This is a genomic window from Chryseobacterium sp. SIMBA_028, from assembly GCF_046535285.1.
GTDB lineage: Bacteria > Bacteroidota > Bacteroidia > Flavobacteriales > Weeksellaceae > Chryseobacterium.
On record NZ_JAWRWZ010000021.1, the window covers coordinates 14305 to 36005 of the forward strand.

21 protein-coding genes are annotated in these 21701 nt (G+C 36.2%); 7 read left to right on the forward strand and 14 right to left on the reverse strand.

The window, feature by feature from the left end:
• The first annotated feature begins 144 nt into the window (after nt 1-144).
• Complete coding sequence (locus SCA31_RS21305) at nt 145-2283, forward strand: DPP IV N-terminal domain-containing protein (protein ID WP_410699012.1); 2139 nt, start codon at nt 145-147, stop codon at nt 2281-2283.
• Between the two features lie 277 nt (nt 2284-2560).
• Nucleotides 2561-3586 carry an LLM class flavin-dependent oxidoreductase gene (locus tag SCA31_RS21310; protein ID WP_410699013.1) on the forward strand — a complete coding sequence of 342 codons (1026 nt, stop codon included), beginning with the start codon at nt 2561-2563 and terminating at the stop codon, nt 3584-3586.
• Nucleotides 3587-3669: 83 nt separating this feature from the next.
• On the opposite strand, the gene SCA31_RS21315 is transcribed toward SCA31_RS21310, so the two are convergent.
• The 3 genes from SCA31_RS21315 to SCA31_RS21325 are packed head-to-tail and all read right to left on the reverse strand — an operon-like array spanning nt 3670 to nt 8077.
• Nucleotides 3670-6705: an SbcC/MukB-like Walker B domain-containing protein gene (locus tag SCA31_RS21315; RefSeq protein ID WP_410699014.1), complete on the reverse strand. Its 3036-nt coding sequence runs from the start codon at nt 6703-6705 to the stop codon at nt 3670-3672.
• Between the two features lie 3 nt (nt 6706-6708).
• Nucleotides 6709-7914, reverse strand: coding sequence for a metallophosphoesterase family protein (locus SCA31_RS21320; RefSeq protein ID WP_410699015.1), 1206 nt, complete (start codon nt 7912-7914; stop codon nt 6709-6711).
• Nucleotides 7915-7924: 10 nt separating this feature from the next.
• Nucleotides 7925-8077 carry a hypothetical protein gene (locus tag SCA31_RS21325; RefSeq protein ID WP_410699016.1) on the reverse strand — a complete coding sequence of 51 codons (153 nt, stop codon included), beginning with the start codon at nt 8075-8077 and terminating at the stop codon, nt 7925-7927.
• Nucleotides 8078-8198: 121 nt separating this feature from the next.
• Here SCA31_RS21325 and SCA31_RS21330 point away from each other — a divergent pair, with 121 nt between their 5' ends.
• Both SCA31_RS21330 and SCA31_RS21335 read left to right on the forward strand, forming a co-directional pair.
• Nucleotides 8199-8444, forward strand: coding sequence for a VF530 family protein (locus SCA31_RS21330; RefSeq protein ID WP_332562263.1), 246 nt, complete (start codon nt 8199-8201; stop codon nt 8442-8444).
• Nucleotides 8445-8568: 124 nt separating this feature from the next.
• Nucleotides 8569-9069, forward strand: a complete 501-nt coding sequence (locus SCA31_RS21335) for an FKBP-type peptidyl-prolyl cis-trans isomerase (RefSeq protein ID WP_410699018.1) — start codon at nt 8569-8571, stop codon at nt 9067-9069.
• Between the two features lie 147 nt (nt 9070-9216).
• Here the strand turns inward: SCA31_RS21335 and SCA31_RS21340 are convergent, their stop codons facing one another.
• The 3 genes from SCA31_RS21340 to SCA31_RS21350 form a co-directional block, all read right to left on the reverse strand.
• Complete coding sequence (locus SCA31_RS21340) at nt 9217-9810, reverse strand: hypothetical protein (RefSeq protein ID WP_410699020.1); 594 nt, start codon at nt 9808-9810, stop codon at nt 9217-9219.
• A gap of 4 nt (nt 9811-9814) precedes the next feature.
• Entirely contained in the window at nt 9815-10192 is a 378-nt protein-coding gene (locus tag SCA31_RS21345; RefSeq protein WP_410699021.1) for a YchJ family protein, read from the reverse strand.
• 193 nt (nt 10193-10385) lie between these two features.
• Nucleotides 10386-12527 carry a M3 family metallopeptidase gene (locus tag SCA31_RS21350; protein WP_410699023.1) on the reverse strand — a complete coding sequence of 714 codons (2142 nt, stop codon included), beginning with the start codon at nt 12525-12527 and terminating at the stop codon, nt 10386-10388.
• Nucleotides 12528-12739: 212 nt separating this feature from the next.
• Here SCA31_RS21350 and SCA31_RS21355 point away from each other — a divergent pair, with 212 nt between their 5' ends.
• Nucleotides 12740-13555 (forward strand): GIN domain-containing protein, encoded by an 816-nt coding sequence (locus SCA31_RS21355; RefSeq protein WP_410699024.1) that lies wholly within the window; start codon nt 12740-12742, stop codon nt 13553-13555.
• A gap of 1 nt (nt 13556) precedes the next feature.
• Here SCA31_RS21355 and SCA31_RS21360 read toward each other — a convergent pair whose 3' ends face one another.
• From SCA31_RS21360 to SCA31_RS21380, 5 genes are all read right to left on the reverse strand, one after another.
• Nucleotides 13557-15443 carry a monovalent cation:proton antiporter-2 (CPA2) family protein gene (locus tag SCA31_RS21360; protein ID WP_410699025.1) on the reverse strand — a complete coding sequence of 629 codons (1887 nt, stop codon included), beginning with the start codon at nt 15441-15443 and terminating at the stop codon, nt 13557-13559.
• A 3-nt stretch (nt 15444-15446) separates the two neighbouring features.
• Nucleotides 15447-15968 carry an NAD(P)H-dependent oxidoreductase gene (locus SCA31_RS21365; RefSeq protein ID WP_109623199.1) on the reverse strand — a complete coding sequence of 174 codons (522 nt, stop codon included), beginning with the start codon at nt 15966-15968 and terminating at the stop codon, nt 15447-15449.
• 198 nt (nt 15969-16166) lie between these two features.
• On the reverse strand, nt 16167-16970 hold the full coding sequence (locus SCA31_RS21370; RefSeq protein ID WP_410699026.1) for a TPM domain-containing protein: 804 nt from the start codon (nt 16968-16970) through the stop codon (nt 16167-16169).
• Nucleotides 16951-17379, reverse strand: a complete 429-nt coding sequence (locus SCA31_RS21375; RefSeq protein WP_410699028.1) for a TPM domain-containing protein — start codon at nt 17377-17379, stop codon at nt 16951-16953. The genes SCA31_RS21370 and SCA31_RS21375 overlap by 20 nt, the downstream gene beginning before the upstream one ends.
• The gene (locus SCA31_RS21380) at nt 17379-17984 is read right to left on the reverse strand and encodes a LemA family protein (RefSeq protein ID WP_410699030.1); all 606 of its coding nucleotides are present in this window, start codon (nt 17982-17984) and stop codon (nt 17379-17381) included. The genes SCA31_RS21375 and SCA31_RS21380 overlap by 1 nt, the downstream gene beginning before the upstream one ends.
• 76 nt (nt 17985-18060) lie before the next feature.
• On the opposite strand from SCA31_RS21380, the gene SCA31_RS21385 reads away from it, so the two are divergent.
• Entirely contained in the window at nt 18061-18555 is a 495-nt protein-coding gene (locus SCA31_RS21385) for a dihydrofolate reductase (RefSeq protein WP_410699031.1), read from the forward strand.
• A 75-nt stretch (nt 18556-18630) separates the two neighbouring features.
• Nucleotides 18631-19197, forward strand: a complete 567-nt coding sequence (locus SCA31_RS21390) for a DUF2892 domain-containing protein (RefSeq protein WP_410699033.1) — start codon at nt 18631-18633, stop codon at nt 19195-19197.
• Nucleotides 19198-19384: 187 nt separating this feature from the next.
• Here SCA31_RS21390 and SCA31_RS21395 read toward each other — a convergent pair whose 3' ends face one another.
• The 3 genes from SCA31_RS21395 to SCA31_RS21405 form a co-directional block, all read right to left on the reverse strand.
• Entirely contained in the window at nt 19385-20017 is a 633-nt protein-coding gene (locus SCA31_RS21395; protein WP_410699034.1) for a trimeric intracellular cation channel family protein, read from the reverse strand.
• A 103-nt stretch (nt 20018-20120) separates the two neighbouring features.
• Nucleotides 20121-20585: a pantetheine-phosphate adenylyltransferase gene (gene coaD, locus SCA31_RS21400; protein WP_076356137.1), complete on the reverse strand. Its 465-nt coding sequence runs from the start codon at nt 20583-20585 to the stop codon at nt 20121-20123.
• A gap of 97 nt (nt 20586-20682) precedes the next feature.
• A complete protein-coding gene (locus tag SCA31_RS21405; RefSeq protein WP_410699036.1) occupies nt 20683-21672 on the reverse strand; it encodes a D-alanine--D-alanine ligase in 990 nt (329 codons plus the stop codon).
• Nucleotides 21673-21701 lie beyond the last annotated feature (29 nt).

Here is a 21701-nt window from a genome sequence, read left to right on the forward strand (position 1 = left end):
GTCCAACAATCCCCACAAAATTCTAGTATTAAGGTAAGAAATAATTTTTATCAATACAATAATCCTATTTTATGAATGTTTTATTTTAACGTTTCTTAACGGATGATTTTTATTTCTTATTTTTGATGGATTCAATTTTATACAATGAAATTACATAAATTTTCTTTATTGATGCTTGTTGTGGGTAGTTCAGCATTTGCCCAGACACAGAAATTTACGATGGCGGAGGCTGTAAATGGGATGAGAACCAACCTTGCCGTGAAAAATATTTCACAATTTTCATGGTCTGCAGACGGAAAATCTTACATTCAGGCCGTAAAAGGGGGATATCTGGCAACAGATTTAAAAACAAATAAACAGGATACCTTGGTATCCCTGACACAACTGAATAGGCAGTTTACAAACGATAAGCTGAAAGCTGTTCCTCCAATCAAGTTTACGGGTACATCCAATGGGTATTTCAATACAGGTGGTAAAATGTTCTGGATAGAAAAATCAGGAACCGACTGGAAAGTAAAGAACTCTGTGGCGGTAGATCAGGATGCTGCCAATGTGAAAATGTTTGGCGACGGACAGACTTTTGCCTTTACAGCAAAGAATAATTTATTTGTTAATAAAAATGGAAAAACAATTGCGGTAACCAATGAAACCAATGAAAATATAATCAGTGGTCAGGCCGTTCACAGAAATGAATTCGGAATTGATACAGGAATTTTCCCTGCTCCAAATTCTGAAAGTGTAGCTTTTTATAAAATGGATCAGACGATGGTGGCAGATTACCCGATCATTGATTGGTCTGTAACTCCAGCGGTTAATCATAACATGAAGTACCCCATGGCCGGACAGGCGTCGCATCAGGTAGCATTAGGGGTTTTCAATATCAAAACTCAGGAAACAACTTTCCTAAAGATTGAAGGAGAAAAAGATCAATACTTAACGGCTATCACTTGGAGCCCTGATTCAAAATATATCTTTGTAGGCGTATTGAACAGAGGGCAGAATAACATGAAGATGAATCAATATGATGCTACCACCGGAATATTGGTGAAGACATTATTTGAAGAAACAGATAGCAAATATGTTGAACCACAACATCCGCTTACATTCTTCCCTAATTCAAATACCGATTTTATCTGGCAAAGCCAGAGAACAGGATACAACCATTTGTTCCATTACAACATAGACAAAGGATTGGTAGCTCAGATCACAAAAGGAGACTGGTTGGTAACTGATATCTTAGGATTCAACGATAAGAAAAAAGAAATTTACTTTACTTCAACAAAAGAAACTCCTTTAGAAAGACATTTATATAAGATCAACTGGACGAATTTCAAAATGCAGAGACTTGACAATAGTGAAGGAATGCACGCCGGAACTCTAAGCAGTGATGGAAACTATCTGTATGATACTTACAGTAATGCAAATGCTCCGAGAGTAGGAAATATCATTAATACGGCGAATCTAAAATCTACAAATATTCTTACTTCTGAAAATCCATTAAAGAACTACCAGAGACCGGAAATTAAAAATGTAGAACTAAAAGCCGATGATGGAACTCCATTATACGGAAAAGTGATTCTGCCAACAAATTTTGACCCCAATAAAAAATATCCAACCATTGTGTATCTGTACAACGGGCCGCACTTACAGTTAATCACGAACAGCTTCCCGGCTTCCGGAAACCTTTGGTATGAATATATGGCTCAAAACGGATATGTCATCTTTACAATGGATGGGAGAGGTTCTTCCAACCGTGGGATGAAATTTGAACAGGCTGTTTTCAGAAATCTGGGAACAACAGAAATGAACGACCAGATGAAAGGAGTAGACTACCTGAAATCTCTTCCATATGTAGATGCAGAAAGAATGGGAATCCATGGATGGAGTTTCGGAGGATTTATGACAACAAGCTTTATGCTTTGTAAGCCTGATGTATTTAAGGTAGGTGTTGCCGGTGGACCGGTAATTGATTGGAGCATGTATGAGATTATGTATGGAGAAAGATATATGGATACTCCACAGGAAAACCCGCAAGGGTATGCTGCCGCCAATCTTTTGGATAAAGTTCAGAACCTGAAAGGAAAACTATTGATGATCCACGGTGCACAAGATGATGTAGTGGTATGGCAACATTCCATAAAATTCATCAAATCAGCAGTGGATAATGGTGTTCAATTGGATTACTTTGCATATCCTGGACATCCGCACAATGTCATTGGAAAAGACAGGGTTCACCTGATGCAGAAAATCACAGATTACTTTAATCTGTATCTGAAGAAATAATAATACAAATCCAGCCTACAACAGGCTGGATTTTTTGTTTCTGTTAAATAAGAAGCAGGATGTTGGAAACCCCAAAAGTGTAATAATTGATCTGAGATAAAATTTTATAGTCCTAACATCATAAGAAGTAATTCTTGCTAAAAATATTTGATATTCTTGCGCCTTTGCGTTTTCCAACAGAAAAAATTATCTTTATTCAACAGTACTTCCGATCTTAACAAACATCAATGTTTTTGATTTTTCATAGTGGTAATTTTGTATCACTAAAATCAACAATATGGAATTAGGAATAGGAATGTTCGGTGACTTGGCTTTAGACCAGTCAACCGGAAAATATAGAGATGCAGGAACCAAGATTCATGAAATATTGGAACAGGTAAAATTAATGGATGAGGTGGGTATTGATGTTTTTGCCATGGGAGAGCATCACCGTCCGGATTATGCAGTTTCATCCCCTGAAATGGTATTGGCAGCAGCAGCAAGCATTACAAAAAATATAAAACTGGCAAGCGGTGTTACCGTGTTAAGTTCATCAGAACCTGTAAAAGTGTATGAAGATTTTTCAACACTGGATCTCATTTCCAACGGAAGAGCAGAAATATTTGTAGGACGAGGAAGCTTTATTGAATCATTTCCATTATATGGTTATTCATTAAATGATTACGAAGCTCTTTTTGATGAGAAACTGGAATTGTTATTGAAAATCAATACCGAAGAAAACGTAACCTGGTCAGGAAAACTTCGCGCACCAATGGAAAACCAAACCGTTTACCCAAGAGCAAAGAACAACGGAAAACTTTCGATTTGGAGAGCTGTTGGAGGAACTCCGCAATCTGTCCTGAGTGCAGCACAATTGGGAATGCCTTTAGTGGTAGCAATCATTGGTGGAATGCCTATCCAGTTTAAGAATCTAATTGAATTTTATAAACAGGAATATCAAAAAGCAGGACATGATGTTTCCAAAATGCAAATTGCCATTCACTCCCACACCTTTGTGAGTAATGATCAAAATGTGGTAGACGGATATTTTAATAACTACAAATCCCAGATGGATAGGATAGGAGCTTCCAGAGGTTGGGCACCCTACACCAAAGCGCAGTATGATGGAGGAAGAAGTAGAGATGGTGCTTTATTTATTGGTAGTCCGGCTGAAGTAGCAGATAAAATTGCTTATATGAAAGAAATTTTCGGGATCACAAGATTTATTGGGCATATGGACATTGGTGATCCAGCTCATGATATCATGATGAACTCAATTGAGTTATTTGGAAATGAAGTAAAACCAATGATACAGGGATTGTAAGAGAACCTGATAGATTTAATCAAAAGTCACAAAAGTTTTTAAAATAAAGACCTTTGTGACTTTTGTACTTTTAAAATGGATGTTTAGACAATCTCAATTAAACTTCCTCTTTCCTCATCCTTTACAATATTCAGGGCAGCAGGAATCTTTTCTTTCAGCTCTTCAACGTGAGAAATAATTCCCACAATTCTATTCTCTTTCATCAGATTTGTAAGGGTTTCAAATACAATATTAACTGATTCGGTATCCTGCGTTCCGAAGCCTTCATCGATAAAGAAGAAGTTCTTATCTGCCTGTGCATTGGCCTGAACACTTTCTGCCAATGCCAGTGCCAGACTTAATGAAACCTGAAAGGCCTGTCCGCCCGAAAGTGTTTTTACACTTCTGCTTCTGCCTTCGTTGAGGTAATCAATAATCTCAAAATCATTATTTTCATTAAGCTGTAGACTCAGTTGATTTCTCGTCATCCTATGAAATCGGACGTTCGCATGATCACACAATTGTCTCAGATAAATAGAAGAAACATATTGTACAAAACCGGCTCCCTTGAATAGATTCATCATCAGTTTCAGATTTTCAGAACGTTTTTGAAGTTTTGCCAGATCTTTCAGCAGGTCTTCTTTTTTTTTGAACTCCTTTTCCAGACGCTCTTTTTCAGCAGTCATGGTGACAACGAAATCATTGATTTTTTTCAGCTCAATTTGAATTTCGCCAAACTGTTTTTCAACCGAAGAAAAATGCTCATCATCAAAAGACAATCCTTTAAGTTTCAGTTCCAGACTTTCAATCATTTTCTTTAAGGCCTCAAAATCAATTTTAAACTGTTGAATTTTAGCCCTTACTTCCTGAATATTAATATCCTGCTGAAGAAGACGTTCAACTTCCTTAAAATCTGTGAAGCTTTGTTCATTTAAAGCTTTTCCTATAGCATTCTGATTCTCAGAAACCTCTTTTTCAAGTTCTGTAATCTGTTTTTCTGATTGGCTGACAATGGCTTTTTGCTCTGCAAGTTTAGGAGCAAGATCTTTTTCCTGTTGAGAAGCCTTTTGATAATGCTGTTCTGTTTCAGTATTGGCTTGGGCCAGCTTCTGATAAGCTTCTTCAATTTCCGCTACAGCTTTTTGTTCATAGGTATTCCATTCCAGAATTTTCAGATTAGAACGGCTGATATTAATCTGTTCCTGCTTTGTCACCTCCTCAAGCTTGAAGGTTTCTAAAGCATTTTTATATTTTTCTAAAACCTTGTTTTCCTTTTCTAAAGTTTCACGTTCTAAGGTAATACTCTTGTCAATCTCTTCAATCTTTTTTTCCAAAGCAAATGAATCAGAGCGTTTTTTCTCGAAATCATCTTCCTGATCCGGGCTAAATTGTCTCCAAATAAAATGCTGAATATGATTTTCAATATCCTGTTGGAGCTGATGCAGATTTTTTTGTTCAGCGAGAAGTTGTTCCTCAAAAATCTTTTTCTTGTCGAGAATTTTTTCAATTTCAGTTTGCTGCTGTTGAAGCTTTAAGAACTCTTTTTCAACAGTCGATATTTTCTCCTGAATTTCTTGTAGCTCAGTATTTACATCATGAAACTCCACAATATGAGGATGTTCATGAGAACCACAAAGCGGGCAGGCCTCACCATTATGAAGTTCACTGGCAAAGTGGGAAAGTTCCTTTTGAATCTTTAAATGATCCAGCTTTTGAGAAAACTCCTTTTTACTGGCCTCCAGTGTTTGTCTTCTCACATTGAAATCTTCCTTAAAGTTTTCCTCAAGTGAAAAGGGTTTTAATTCTTCGGAAATCAATTGTATCTGTTTTTGATGCTTTTCAATTTTTTCTACCTGATCCTGTTGTGATTTTTTGAAGTTCTTTTGTTGAATAAACCAGCTTCCTACATTGGAAAGCAAAGCCGCATCAAGTCTTTGTTCTTTTAAAACATCAATATTTTTAGAAAACTCAGTAATCCTTTTTTGAATGGCCTCTTTAATAGCATTTACTTCTGCTACTTTCTCAGAACCTTTTTGAGTTCTTTCATTAAGGATCTTAATTTCCTCAGAAAATTTCAAAATCTGTACGATAAGGTTCAGATCGTTTTCCTGTATTCTGGACTGCTCCAATGCCTTAAACTTAGGCTCCCAAGCAGTAAGCTGCTCCTTTACCGTATTAAAGACAATTTCAGTCTCCTGTAAAGCTTTTATTTGAATTTCTCTTTCACTTCTTTTGTCAGTAATACCTTTTGAAAGCCTGTTTTTCTCAATAATTAGAGGATTAAAAATTCTGAAAGTATGGTCATATAACTCAGCTTGTGCTTCCAAAGCATCTATTTGAGGTTTCTGTTCAGAGAGTTGGTTGAATTTTTCTTTATTTTGTTTTAAACTTTCAAAGTCAGTTTTTAAATTTTTTAACTGTTGATAAGTCTGGGAAACCTTTTCAAAATTTTCATTTATTTGATTCAGTTTTTTTTGTTCCTCTACCAAAAGTTCTTTCTGAAGCTGAATTTTCTCTTCATTGATCTCTTCAAAACCTTTTAGCTGTCCCTCCAACTGATCCAGCTCGGATCTGTTTTTTGCATGTAAAGCTGAAACATTATTTTGAAGATCAAATTTCTGAAGATTAAAGATTTCCTTCATCATATTGGTTCTGTCTGCAGCACCCAATTCAAGGAACTCTTTGAACTGACCCTGCGGGATAATAATGGTTCTTTTGAAGTTGGAATAACTTAAACCAATTATAGTTTCCGCATTGGAGTGGTTCAGGGGAATCCATTTCCCACCAATATTTTCATAGAATGTAACCGAGTAAGGTTTTACATCCTCAAATTTTTTAGAATTTCGTCTAAAATCTCTGGTAGCGCGAAACAGCTTATTTTCATAATTAATAAAATCAAATTCGATATACGAGCTGTTTGATTTTAAATTCATCATGTTGTAAGCCCTTTTATCACGCATATTCAGACGCTCAGTTTCACCATATAAAACAAATGAAATAGCTTCAAGGACCGATGATTTTCCGGAGCCCACCGCGCCAAAAATACCAAATAGCCCGGCATCCGTAAGATTTCTGAAATCAATAGTCTGGCGTTCCTGATAAGAATACAAACCTTCAATCGTTAGTTGAATAGGAATCATGGCTTAGGTATTTAAAATTTCGTTAAACAAATTCATTAATTCTTCATTGGCTTCCTGACCATTATTTTTCGATTTAAAATAATCCTTGAACAAGGTTTCTATATCCTGATTTAAATTAATTTCAGGACTCAGCTCTTCACCAGATTCCCGATTTTTGACCTTAGGAATCAGATGAACAATTCCATTATGAGACTGATAGACTAATTTTCTTTCATCGGCAGTTAAGAAAGTCTCACTCTCTAGGGTAAGCTCAATAAATGTATTCGGGTTTTCCTGAAGCCATTGAACCGTCTCTTCAACGGAGGTAAATGTTTTTCTTACCAACGCTCTTCCATTTTTTAAGGCAATCTTTTCATAAGAAACTGCTTTTCCTGGTTCTGCATGGATAATAGAAACATATTTTGTCTGTCCGGCTTCACTAAAGCTGTAGCATAAGGGAGAGGATGAATAAATGACAGGTTTTTCCTTTGTACCGATATTTTGAAAGCCATGCAGATGTCCTAAAGCAGTATATTGGATCTGTTCCGGAATACTGTCTGAATAAATAAGATCTGCATTTCCAATTTTAATGGGTTTTTCTCCCTCAGGTTCCTCCAGTATTGCACTTCCTTTTTTATTCATGTAAAGATGTGCTGTAAGAAGATTGACTCCGGCTTCATCACAAAATTGATCTGCAAGGTTTTTCCAGGTTTGAGAAAGTACTTTGTTGATCTCCTCCTCCTTGTTTTCTCCAAAATATTCTTTTAAACGGATTTCATTGGCATAAGGAGTGTGGAGTATTCTTAAAGGGAAACCCATATTTTTGATCTCCATTTCTATAAACCCCTCTTTTGAATTTATAATTTTAAAATATTCGGTTCCAAAAGGAGTAATCTCTGCCTTCGGATGTCCTATCAAAATAATTCCGCATTCCCTGGCCAAAGGATCAGGGGCATTGATGAGGTTGGGAGAATCATGATTTCCGGAAATAGCAATCACGGGACGTTGACCGTTTTGTGATAAACGTTTCAGGGTTTTATAAAAAAGCTCAACAGCTTCAACAGCCGGATTAAAATTATCAAAAAGATCGCCGGCAATAAGAATAAGGTCAACATTTTCTTCATCAGCAATCACAATGATCTCCTCCATTACTGAAACTTGCTCTTCCAGTCGGGAAAATCGGTCCAGTTTTTTTCCTAAATGCCAGTCGGCGGTATGCAGAATTTTCATAAAAAATTGATCATTGTTGATTATCGCTTTCTTTTGCTTTGAAATCTTCCAGAATCTGTTTTAAACGTGCTTTCCTTTCTGCTTCTGCATTTTGTATTTTACGTTTTTTCTGGTCAATTTGCTTTTTGTTTTTTTTTCTGTTTGCGTCGTTATTTTTGCTCATATTGGTTTGTAACGAATAATTTTTTACGGGTAAAAAATAGCTTCATCAAAAATACTAAAGATTAAGAGTTTAAACAATTTTAGTCGTTAAGTCTGATAAAATGTTTTAATTTTACGGTGTTATGGAAGAAAAATCAAAAGACCCTTTACACGGAAAAAGACTTGATGCTATTCTTGAAGAATTGGTAGAATATTATCAGGGTTTTGAGGAATTGGGAAAACAAATCAATATCAAATGTTTTACAGACAACCCAAGTATCAATTCGTCATTGAAATTTTTACGAAAAACAGACTGGGCAAGAGCGAAAGTTGAAAGTTTGTATCTGTATGTTTTAAGACAGAAAAAACGAGATGAAAAAAAACATTAGAAATTAGAAATCAGGGTGTTGCTTAATATTTTTCTTTTAGCTTTTTCCCTCTAATCAATAATTTCAAAAATCATTATATTTGTATCATTAATCGTAAAAAACATTACGACAAAAAAAAGAAAATATGACAATTGAAAACAATCACGTTGTAGCTGTAAAGTATATCCTTCACACAATTGAAGCAGATGGAAGTAAAGTTCTTGTAGAAGAAACAACAGCTGAAAATCCATTCACATTTTTGTATGGTGTAGGAATGATGATTCCAAAGTTTGAACAAAATATCCATGGTTTGAAAGCTGGTGATAAAGTAGATTTTACTATTCATCCTGAAGAAGCTTATGGTGAAAGACAACCAGATGCTATGACGCAATTGCCGATTGATATGTTTAAGGAATCAGGAATTCCTCCAATCGGAGCTATTTTACCTTTATCTGATAATGAGGGTAATAACTTTCAGGCATTTGTGGTAGAAATAACTCCAGAATTTGTGGTAGCAGACTTTAATCACCCAATGGCAGGTAAAGTTTTAGACTTCCAGGTAGAAGTTTTAAACACACGTCCAGCGACAGAAGAAGAATTGTCACACGGTCATTCTCACGGAATTGACGGTACAGACGCTCACTAAAAAATAATATAAATGTCCGATTCTTTCGGACATTTTTTGTAATATCAATTGTTCTTATACATTTTAAGACAAAAAATAAACCACAGAATTTCTGTGGTTTATTTTTTATAAGGTTATCGTAAAAATGCAGGGAGTGGTGTACACGTATTATTCTGCATCATATTCCGTAACATCGATGAATGTAAGAAACCATTTTGCTCCAATCTTGGTCATAATAAAACGAAATCCGTTGATAGGTGCCTTTTCCTTACTATTTTCTGCAAGAGTTACTCCAACCACATTTTCAGGATTAGAATTGATCTTAAAAATTTCCTGATCCTTTATGGAGTACTGTGATAAAAAATGGTCAGCATAATCATTCACTGCATTAGAGCTGAACTGAACAAATAATCCTTCTTTTATCCACTTTTTATTCTTCAGGTCATAAGCAAAATTAGGATCAAACTGTATAGGAAATTGATTTCTGATGTTCCATGATTTTTGAATGTACCCTAAAGACATGTTGAAGTCCATGTCTTCATTTAAAACAAAACCCAGATCACCACCACTTTTGTAAAGGATGCCTAAGCCATATGTTTTATCTACATATTTGTTGATAAGATCTCCATTTTTAGTCTGGAAACCCTTTAAAATATCAGTAACAGCCTGAGAAATTTGTTTTTTGTCATCAGCAGTTTGTGCACTCACGAAATTGAAGCTGCAGAATAGCAGCAATAATGTATAAATAATGTTCTTTTTCATCATATTAATCTAAAAATTCACCTGAGACATAGTACCAGCGTTCATGCATTTTCTGAAAAATAGAAAACTCATGGTGGATCTGCGGATACCCGTCCTGATCTGTATAATAAGCTTTAAATTCTACTTGGTTTAGGGCAGGAGTCCGGATGATTTCCAGTTTTGTCCATTCATTGATCTCTCCCCATTCCTGAAGATCCTGTTTATTATGAAGTTTTCGTTTTCCGGGAAGCGTAGTTTCCATCAAATATTCACCATTGGGAATTGCGAAAGCAGAGAATCTGGAACGCATTAAGGCTTCTGCGGTAGGAGCGTGTTTTTCTCCTGTGTGATAAGGCTTGCAACATTCTTCGTAGGGCTTTCCTGAACAGCAGGGACAATTCATCTTTTTTATTTAAAATTTTGGTCCACAAAAATAGTGATTATCAATAGAAACTGGCTTTAACCTATTTGAAAATAAATAAAATTTTTAACCAAAACTTTTTCTTTGCAGATGTTTTTATTCAATCCACATTATCACCGAATTACCATGGATACATAAAAAAAGAAGCACTCTTAAAAGAATGCTTCTCATTGAATTATTTTATAAAACCTCTGCTTCTTAATAAAGGTTTGATATCCGGATCGTGTCCTGTGAAATCTCTAAATGCCTGATTAAGGTCTACAGAATTTCCTACAGAAAGAATATATTTTCTAAAACGATCTCCATTTTCTCTAGTTAAACCACCATTATTTTTGATCCATTCCCATGCATCATTATCCAATGTTTCAGACCATAGGTAAGCATAATATCCTGCTGAATATCCACCTCCCCAAATGTGAGCAAAATAAGGAGTGTGATATCTTGGCGGAACTGTTGCTAACGTAAATCCGTGGTTAGTTAAGGATTGTTTTTCGAAATCTAAAACAGGAATAAATTGACTCTCATTCGTTACAGAATGCCAATCCATATCCAATGCAGCAGCTGAAACCAATTCCGTAGTCATATAACCTTGGTTAAAAGTGGCTGCTTTTTTAATTTTATCTACTAAAGCTTGTGGAATCGGTTGTTTTGTTTCGTAATGAACAGCATAATTCTTCATAACAACAGGATCTAACGCCCAGTGCTCATTAATCTGAGATGGAAATTCCACAAAGTCTCTAGGTACATTAGTTCCTGAAAGTGATGGATATTTCTGGCTTGCAAACATTCCGTGGATAGAGTGACCAAATTCATGGAAAATGGTTGAAACATCATCATAACTGATTAATGAAGGTTTTCCAGGAGCAGGTTTCTGATAATTATAACAGTTTACAATCACAGGTTTTGTTCCCATTAAATAAGACTGCTCAACGAAATTACTCATCCAGGCACCTCCATTTTTAGAATCTCTTGTATAGAAATCCAGATAATAGATGGCAATAGATTTTCCATCATGATCGAAAACCTCATAGGTAACTACATCAGGATGATAAACAGGAAGATCAGTTCTTTTTTTGAATGTCAGCCCATAGAATTTTTCAGCAGCGAAGAAAACTCCTTTTTCCAGAACGGTAGTAATTTCAAAATAAGGTTTTATTTCGCTTTCATCCAGATCAAATTTAGCTTTTCTTACCTGCTCAGCGTAGAAGTTCCAGTCCCAAGGTTCTACCTTGAAACCTCCTTTTTGTTGATCAATAAGATCCTGGATATCTTTTGCTTCACGTTTAGCGGTTTCCACTGCCGGAGTTGCCACCTGATTCATTAGTTTAGTCGCTGCTTCAGGAGTTTTTGCCATTTGGTCCTGAAGTTTCCATTCAGCAAAATTCTTTTTACCTAAAATCTGAGCCTTTTTAAGTCTAAGCTTAGCCAGTTTTTCGATGGTTTCTCTGGTATCGCTGGCATCTCCTTTTTCTGCTCTTGTCCATGAAGCTTTAAACAACTTTTCTCTGCTTGTTCTGTTTTTTAGATTTTGTAAAAGAGGTTGTTGTGTTGTATTTTGTAGGGCAAGAAGATATTTTCCTGGTTGTCCTGCTGTTTTAGCATCAGCTGCAGCCGCAGCAATTTCGTCGGCAGAAAGTCCGTCCAATTCTTTTGCATCAGAGAAGAATACCCCTCCTTGCTTTCTTGCTTCCAATAACTTATTGGCATATTGCGTAGAAAGGGAAGCCAGTTCCTGATTGAGTTGCTTTAATTTTTCCTTATCCGCTGCAGAAAGATTAGCTCCTGCAATTTCAAAGTTTTGTTTATAGTATTGTACTAATCTTTTGCTTTCAGAATCTAGCCCGTCTTCCTTGATGGATTTGATTCTTTTATAAAGATTTTCATTTAGGTACATCTTATCAGAGTGCCCTGCAAAAATAGGAGCATATTCCTCATCCAAGGCCTGTAAAGTAGGGTTGGTATTTGCACTTGTCAGATTAGAAAAGACAATCTGTGCTCTTCTTAGCACTTCTCCACTTTTTTCCAACGCTACAATTGTGTTTTCAAAAGTAGGGGCCGCCGGATTGTTGGCAATTTTTTCAATTTCAGCAGAGTGCTGTTTTAATCCAAAATCAAAGGCAGGTTTGAAATGTTCGTTTTTAATTTTATCAAACTCCGGAGTTTCATACTGAAGCTTGCTTTTCTTCATAAAAGGATTTGAAGATAAAGATGGATCAGGGGCAGGAAGTTCCTGTTGAGTATCGGTCTGTTTCATTGTAGTACAAGATTGATTGAACGCCAAGGCAGAAATTAATAATACCGATGAAATATTCTTCATAAAATAGTTGTTATTAAAGTATAAAGATATTAAAAACTTGCTTCACAAAAGATATTTTGCCTGATGTATTTAAGAAAATGGAGTGGTGGGTGATCGTTTTTAAATTCAAATTGTACAGAATTATAGTATTTCTCAGACTAATGTAATATTTTTCATAATTTAGTTGTCATTAAATTATATATCAAAAAAAATAATCTATAAAAGAAATAAATATGAAAAAAAGGACTCTTTTTATTTTATCTGCCTTCGTGGTATTAGCCTCATGTAATGAAAGACATGAGAAGAAGAACAGAGAAAAAAATGGCTGGGTAGAAAAAGTAATCAATACGGAAAGCGGGCCAATACAGCAGAAAGAAGTCAGTGGGGATTTTGACGAAATTCAAGTTTCCCAGGCTATAGATGCAGAAATTATAAAATCTGAAACAGAGAAAGTGGTGATTTCAGCACCTCAAAATATTATCAACGAGATTCTTGTAGATAACAATGGTGGAAAGCTTCATATTCATTATAAATCCGGAATCAGAGTGATGAATGTTCATAAGGTAACGGCTAAAATTTATACTAAGGACTTTACAAAACTAATTGCAGAGTCAGCAGCGAGCATTAGCGTAAAAGATAAATTTACCCAAGAGAAAACCACGGTTGAAGTATCAAGTGCAGGGAGTATTTCGGGAGAGATGGAAGCTAATGATTTTAATATTAATGCAGATAGCAGCAGTAACTTTAGTGGAAAAGTATGGGCTGTAAACCTAGGCATTGAATCTTCATCAGGGTCTAGTATTAATATTTCAGGAAAAGCTAAGCATGCAGATATTAATTCCTCTTCCGGAAGCAGTATCTCAGCAAGAGATGTAATTGCAGATAATGTGGAAGCTGAGGCATCCAGTGGAGCAAGTATTCAGATAAGTGCTGTTTCTTCGGTGAGAGCAGAAGCATCCTCAGGAGGAAGTGTGGATGTCAGCAAAAAAGGAGAGCTTAAGAATATCACCAAGGATGAAAGCAGTGGCGGAAGTGTAAATATTCAATAAATTAATCCTGGGATTCTTCCTCATCTTCTTCATCGGTGGATGAGGAGCCTTCCCAATTTTTAGTATCAAAATTAAGATTATCATAAGCCAATAATTCCTCCTCACGCTGGAGGATTTCTTTTGTGGTAAATAAGGCAATGTCATTGTCTTCCTTTATTCTGGCCAGCTTTCTGATGGAAGCCTTATCTATGGCCATAAATCTCTGCCCGAGACGTCTTGCTGCATATTTTCTCATGCCGGTCTCATGGAGTACATCCACGGCCATATCCACAGCGGTTCCTAAAGTTTCCCTATAAATATGATTGATACCGTTGTTCAGGTATTCATAGGCATCAATTCTGTTTTTCGCTCTTACAAATATCTTTACATCAGGATAATGCTCACGAACAAGTTCTGCTATAAACATATTATCTCCGGAATCATCAAGACATAAAACCAAAATTTCTGCATCTTCAATTCCTGCGGCCCTTAAAATGGGAATTCTTGTGGCATCGCCATAATAGACCTTAAAACCATAGCTCCTTAATAGCTTCACACGATCCGAGTCTCTGTCCAAAACTGTAGCTGAGATTTTATTAGCCTTTAAAAGACGTCCTACAGTACTTCCAAAATGCCCAAAACCTACAATAATGATCTTCTTTTGGCTTACATCACTATCCAGAATATTATAATCATTTTCTCCTTCAGGAATTTCCTTGATGAACTTAGGAGTAATAAATTTATCATTAATAATCAGAAGAATAGGAGTAACACACATTGTTATGGCAGTTACAGCCATCAGTTGTGCATTCAGTTCAGGGCCTAAAAGATAAAGGTCTGAAGCATAGTTAATCAGTACAAAAGCAAATTCTCCTACCTGCGATAGGGCAAATGCATAGAACAGACTTTGTGGAGTATCTATTCTGAAAAATTTTCCTATAGCATATAAAACCACAAACTTTACAGCAAGCACTGCAAATACAGTACTGAAAATAAATAAGGGATCCTTTTGAATAATATTAAAATTAATAGTAGAACCAACGCTGACGAAAAACACTGCTAGCAATAACCCTTTAAAAGGATTGATCTGCGCTTCAAGCTCATGTCTAAACTCACTGTTAGCAAGCATTACCCCGGCCAGGAAAGCTCCTAGCGCAGGCGATAAACCAATGACGATCATCAACTCAGATACCCCAATAACCAAAAATAAAGAAGAAGCTGTAAGTAGTTCTGCCATTCCTGATTTTGAAACATAGCGTAGAAAGGGCACAAATACATACCTGCCTAACAGAATCAATAAGGCAACTCCCAAGATTACAGTTCCGGCCTGAAGCCATTCCGGAAGCTTTTGTATCAGAATCTGAATTTCATTGTCATGATGCTTGGCTTTATAATTGGCAATGATGGGAAGTATGGCCAAAATTGGAATTACTGAAATATCCTGAAATAGTAGGGTAGAGAACGATGCTTCTCCAGCTGTTGTCTTAAAGTTGTTTTTCTCCTGTAAAGTCTGCAATACAATAGCCGTGGAAGACAGTGCAAAACACATGGCCACAGCAATGGCCTTATCTAGTCTCCAACCCACACTGATGAATACGACAAACAATAATAAAATGGTGAGAATCATCTGTGTAAGTCCCAACCCCATTATTTTCTTTCGCATTTCCCAGAACTTTCGAGGTTCCAGTTCCAGTCCTACAATAAATAAAAGCATAATAACCCCAAACTCACTGGCGTGCATAATGTCATTTACATTATTTCCTGTAAGCCTCAGTACATAGGGGCCAATAATGATTCCTCCTAAAATATAACCAATTACAGAACTCAACCCGAATTTTCTTGCCAGTGGAACCATAATAATGGCTACACCCAGAAAAAGTAGTGTGTTCATCGCTAAGCTAGACTCCATATGCTATTGATTGAGTAGTTCTGTAAACTCTTTTTTATGTAAAATAATGTCTTTTTTAGACAATTTATTGGCCTCGTAAACAATCTTAATGTGCTTGATATCTGCCTTGAAAACCCTTAATGAAACAATCAATCCACTAATCAGTTCATCCACTGAATATTGATAGGTCCCGTCCTTACTAAAAGATCTTTCCTTTCCTCCGGTTGTTACCAGAATGTAGACTTCCTTATTTTCCAGAGGATTTACTTTTCCCGGTTGTAGCCAATCACGGTCAAAGACTTCATCAATCCATAATCTTAATAAAGGAGGCATTCCAAACCATATCAATGGGAATTGAAAGACAAATCGTTCATAGTTGGCCAAACGTTTCCTTTCTCTGAAGGCAGCAATATGAAAATCAGGATATTCTTCATAAAGATCTCGTAGGGTATAATGCTGGTGACGAACATAGAAATTGATAAGTTCTACATTAGAATTGGAGTGCTCCAGGTAAGGGTGTGCAAATACAACCAGCGTCTTCTTCATAATCCTGTTTTCAGTAAATATACTGAAAAAATAATGAATAAAAGGTAGGTTTTGTGTGGATTTATTAGTTTTTTAATATGTGAAAGGTGATTTGGTGTCAATTAAAATCAAAGAAATGATGTTATTTTAAGTTTTTAAATAAAAAATCAGGCCATTGAGACCTGATTTGTTTTATAGATGATTATAATTCTTGTAAGATTACCATCCGCCGGAAGCACCGCCTCCGCCAAAACTTCCGCCTCCGCCGAAGCCACCAAAACCACCACCTCCACCACCGGAACTGCCGCCTCCAAAACTACCAGGGAATGGAAAGAAGCCGCCAGGATAGTTTCTGCGTCCTTTGCGTGTAATAATAACATCATCGTCATCGTCATAATTTCCACCGCCGCCACCGCCACCACGATTACCGAAAAGAATGGCAATAATGATGAAAATAACAAAGGCTATAATGACAATTTTAAGAGCGCTTCCATCCCCTGAAGGGGCTGTAGTGGCTTCAGGTTTGAATTTTCCCTGAACGGCCTCCATGATGGCTGAGGTACCACGATTGATCCCGTCATACCAAAGGCCTCTCTTAAAATTAGGCGTAACAATATAATCAAGAATCTGGCCTGCTACTGATGCCGTAAGATACTGCTCCACAGCTCTTCCTTGCTGAATAGACATTGTTCTGTCTTCAGTGGCTACAAGAAAGACTACTCCGTTATCTACTCCTTTTTTTCCGATTTTCCATTGCTGACCAAACATGGTTGCCAGAAAATTAACATCTTCTCCTTTGGTAGATTTGATGATAATGACCTCAATCTCTGTTGAGGTAGAATCTGCAAACTTAATCAGTTTGTTGTTAAGCGCATCTTTTTCCTGTTGAGAAAGAAGACCTGCTTCATCAAAAACAGGGTATAAAACGGCTGGCTTTTCGGGAATGGTATATTGTGCTGATACAAAAGTGTAAAAGCAAATCAATAGAAATGAAAATACTATTTTAAGAGAACGTAATTTCATTCGGGAGTTGGTTTGGGTTTTCTCCTTCTACAGGAAAATATTTCTTTAGTTCAAGGCCTGTTTCCAAAATGGCACTTTGTAATGCCTTATAGTAATTACCCTTGGCAAATTCAGCAGTGATGTAGTCATGCAAATGGTTCCAATAAGATTGATATACTTTCTCATGAATTCCGGAATCCCCAATAATAGTCAGGTATTTCTGTTCGAAATTGATATAAAAAAGCACAGCATTTCTATCGGTTGTCTTGTTCATACAGAGTTCTCTGAAAACCTCAAATGCTGTTTTTGCAAGGTTGCTTTCAGTGTTAGAGTCAATATGTACCCTGATCTCTCCTGTAGAGTGATCTTCTGCTGACTGAATCGCTTCCACAAGGGAAGCGATCTGTTGATTTGTAAGGTGATTACCCATTATTTGAATACTTCAGGTGCTTTTTGAGCTCCTGCTTCGGCTTTGAAATAAGGTTTTTCTTTAAAGTTGGTGAAGTTCGCCAAAATATTATTTGGGAAAGTCTTGATAGAGGTGTTGTAAGCCTTTGCTGCATCATTATAATAAACAGTCTCTGTTCTGATACTGTTTTCAATGGCAGTGTACTCTCTTTGGAAGTTAATATACTGCTGATCAGCTTTCAGATTAGGATAAGACTCTACTACCGCCATCAATCTGCTTAATGCACCGGATAATTCTCCCTGTGCAGCCTGGAACTTTGCAATATCAGCATCTGTCATATTGGTAGGGTCCACATTGATGGAAGTTGCCTTGGAACGCGCTTCAACCACCTGAGTTAACGTTTCCTGCTCAAATTTTGAATAAGATTTTACTGTTCTTTCCAAATTAGGAATAAGATTCGCTCTTTTCTGATACACAGTCTCTACATTAGACCATTTTGCGTTAACCGTCTGTTCTTTGTCTACAAAGCTATTATATCCGCTTTTTCCCCAAAAGAATAGGACTGCAACAATAATAAGGAGGGCAATGCCAATTGTTCCGGCGCCCAAACATCCTTTATTTTTCATAGTTTATTTTTTTTTAATTTTTTGTGCTAATCAAATATACAAATTATGTGCTAATTTTGTAAAAAATTATATTTGAATGACAACAATAGTGGTTGCAATGGGAGAGAAGAACGAAATTGGTTTTGAGAACCAGTTGCTTTGGCATCTTCCTAAAGATTTAAAACATTTTAAGGACCTTACTTCGGGACATCCGATTATTATGGGAAGAAAGACGTATGAGAGTATTGGGAAGCCACTTCCTAACCGTACGAATATTGTTGTTTCAAGAAGAAAAGACTGGTTTGAGGAGGGGATTCTTATTGTGGGAAGCCTTAAGGAAGCTATGAAATTTGCTAAAAAGATTGATGAAGATGTTTTTGTTATTGGCGGGGGTAATATCTATGAACAAACAATGGAAATTGTAGATAAACTTGAAGTTACATTGGTAAAGGCGGAGCTGAAAGCAGATACATTCTTTCCTAAAATAGACGGAAAGATCTGGAAAAAAACAAGTGAAGTATGTCATGAAAAAGATGAAAAAAATGAATATAACTTCTGTTTCCAGACGTTTGAAAAAATTAAGAACGAATAGTTATGAGAATTCTAAGCTCTAACTTCTAGCTTCTAACCTCTAATTTTTTTATCTTTGCACTTCTAAAATTTAATAATGAATAAATACATAAAAATTGCAGTCGCAGCACTTCTTATCCTTTTAGGACTTTATATGATGATTTTCACAAGAAATCTTGGGTGGGGAATTGTTATTTTCCTTTTGGCTGCATTTCCAATTTTACTTTTCTTTAAAAATGAGTATATCCTTTTGGCTTTCTGGCAATTGAGAAAGCAGAATATGGATAAAGCAGGAGAGTGGTTAACAAAAATCACCAATTATAAAACACAGCTTCATCAATCTCAATATGGATATTTCCATTATTTATTAGGATTAACACAAGCTCAGGATCATCCGACAAAAGTAGAGCCATTAATGAAAAAAGCTTTGGAATATGGCTTGAATATGAAGCACGACAGAGCGATGGCTACTTTAAATCTTGCAGCAGCAGCTATTTCTAAAGGAAGAAGACAGGAAGGACAAAAATTACTGGAAGAAGCAAAAAGATTGGATAGTGCTGGAATGATGACAGATCAGATCAAAATGATGAAAGATCAGCTGAAAATGCCAACAATGCAGAAGCATATGCACAACCCTAACATGAGACAAAGAGGAAGATTCTAAGAAATCTCCTATGTAAATATAAAAGTCCTGATTTTTTCAGGACTTTTTTTTCTTATTGGGAGCAACAGAGGTGGTGGAGCTTGAAAAAAAGTGTCTTTTGGATAAAGATTTTCTCTAAATGCCGGTAGACTGTTTTTTTTTCAAAATGATCTTTAGTCCACAGTTTACGAATACATCTTTTATGAACCTACATTTCTGAGTTCTGATCATAGCCATAAAATTTAGGCATCTGCCAGTGGTATTTCACAGCAAGTGTTCTTATGGCAACGATGAGTAAGATCGTAAAGATCTGTATAAAAGTGTATGATAATGGAGTGTATTTTGTCATTAATAAAAATGCAGCACCTCCCACAATACATGCAGTAGCGTAAATTTCCTTTCTAAAAATCAATGGAATTCTGTTAAGCAATATATCCCGGATAATCCCTCCAAAACACCCAGTAATGGTTCCCAGTCCAATGCATATTAAAGGATGAATACCAGCATTCAGTCCTTTTTGTACACCAATAATGGTAAACAGGCCCAGCCCGAAGCTATCGAAAATAAATAAAGTCACCTTAAAATTCTTTTCAAGGGATTTAAATACCATTGAAAAGATACTGGTAACCAAAATCAGGACGCACATCAAAAGATCATGCATCCAGAATACAGGGATGTCCAGAAGAAGATCCCTTACAGTTCCTCCTCCCACAGAAGTTACAAAGGCAATAATAAGTACACCAAACGGATCAAGGCGCTTCTGCATGGCTGCAAAGCTTCCGGACATGGAAAACGCAATGGTCCCAAGGACTTCTATGGCAAAATTGAACTGTTCGTGCATATATTATAAATGATAAATGATAATTGAGAAATAATTTTTTGCTTAAGCAAATTCTTGGCCATTTTATCAATTATCATTTATCGCTTATCAATTATTATTTTGCTTATTTTTCTACTCTCACCGAGTCAGGAACCATGAGCTCATATTCTCCGCCATGAGTAATGATTTCCCTTACAATGCTGCTGCTGATAAAGGATTTTCCGGATGACGTTAATAAGAATACTGTTTCCAGTTTCTTGTGAGCAAGGGTTCTGTTGGTGTGGGCAATGGCTTTCTCAAATTCAAAATCGGCCGGATTTCTTAACCCTCTGATAATGTATTGAGCATTCTTTTCGAAGCAATAATCTACGGTAAGACCCTCAAATGAGTCTACTTCTACATTGGGGAATTCTGCTACAGAGTTTTGGATAAATTCCATTCTTTTTTCAAGAGGAAACATATATTTCTTCTGAGAATTCTGTCCAATGGCAATAATTAATTTATCAAAAAGCGGAGCTGCTCTTTCTATAATATCGTAGTGTCCTAAAGTAATGGGATCAAATGACCCTGGGAAAACAGCAATTTTCATGTGGTACGAGTTATAATTTTGAGTTATAAATTTTAGACTATGAATTATGACTTTATTCAGTTTCTAATATCTAGTCTCTAATTTTAACGTCTATTATCTATTTTCTTTTATTTAAAGCTTTTTCAACTTCATTTCCGCAAAGATCCATAATGGAGATTCCATAATGTTTCGCCTGCTGGGGAAGGATACTTGCAGGAGAGAACCCTGGATTGGTATTCATTTCAAGCATATAAGGAATGCCATCCATCAAGATATATTCGCTTCGTGAAAAACCACTCATTCCAAGGGAATCGTAGGCTCTTTTAGTAATTTCTTCAACTCTTTTTGTGGTCTCTTCGTCAATTCTTGCAGGAGTAATTTCTTCAGAAGCGCCTTCATATTTAGCTTCATAATCGAAAAACTCATTGGTTGGAACAATTTCAGTAATTCCTAAAACAATAGTGTCACCTTTGAAGTCGATAACACCTACGGAAACCTCCATACCATCCAGGAAACTTTCGATCAGGATTTCATTATCTTCTTTAAAAGCTATTTCTGTCGCTGCAATTAATTCAGATTTCTCCTTAACCTTGGAAATCCCCAATGAAGATCCCGATTGATTAGGTTTCACAAATAAAGGAAGCTTTAATTCTTCTACAATTTTATCAACATTGATATCTTCTCCCTTTCTTAAATAAATGCTTTTTGCAGAAGGAATTCCATATTTTGACAACACAGCAAGGGTGTCTTTTTTATTGAAAGTAAGGGCACTCTGGTAAAAATCACAACCTGTGTATTTTTGTCCTATTGCGTCCCAGTAAGCCTGTAGAATACCATTTTCACCAGGCGTACCGTGGATGATATTAAAGCAAACATCAAATTTTAATGTTTCGCCATTATCTAAAGCGACAGAAAAATCTCCTTTATTGATCTGGTGTTTTTTATCATTCTCGCCTAAAAAATACCATTCGTCTTTAAGGACTACTACTTTATATACATCGTACAGATTTCTGTCTAAGGAATCATAGATCAACTGTCCGCTTTTTAAGGATACAACATATTCATCAGAATAGCCTCCCATTACTACGGCAACACTTTTTTTGTTCATAACCATATAGTATCAATTAAGGCAAATTT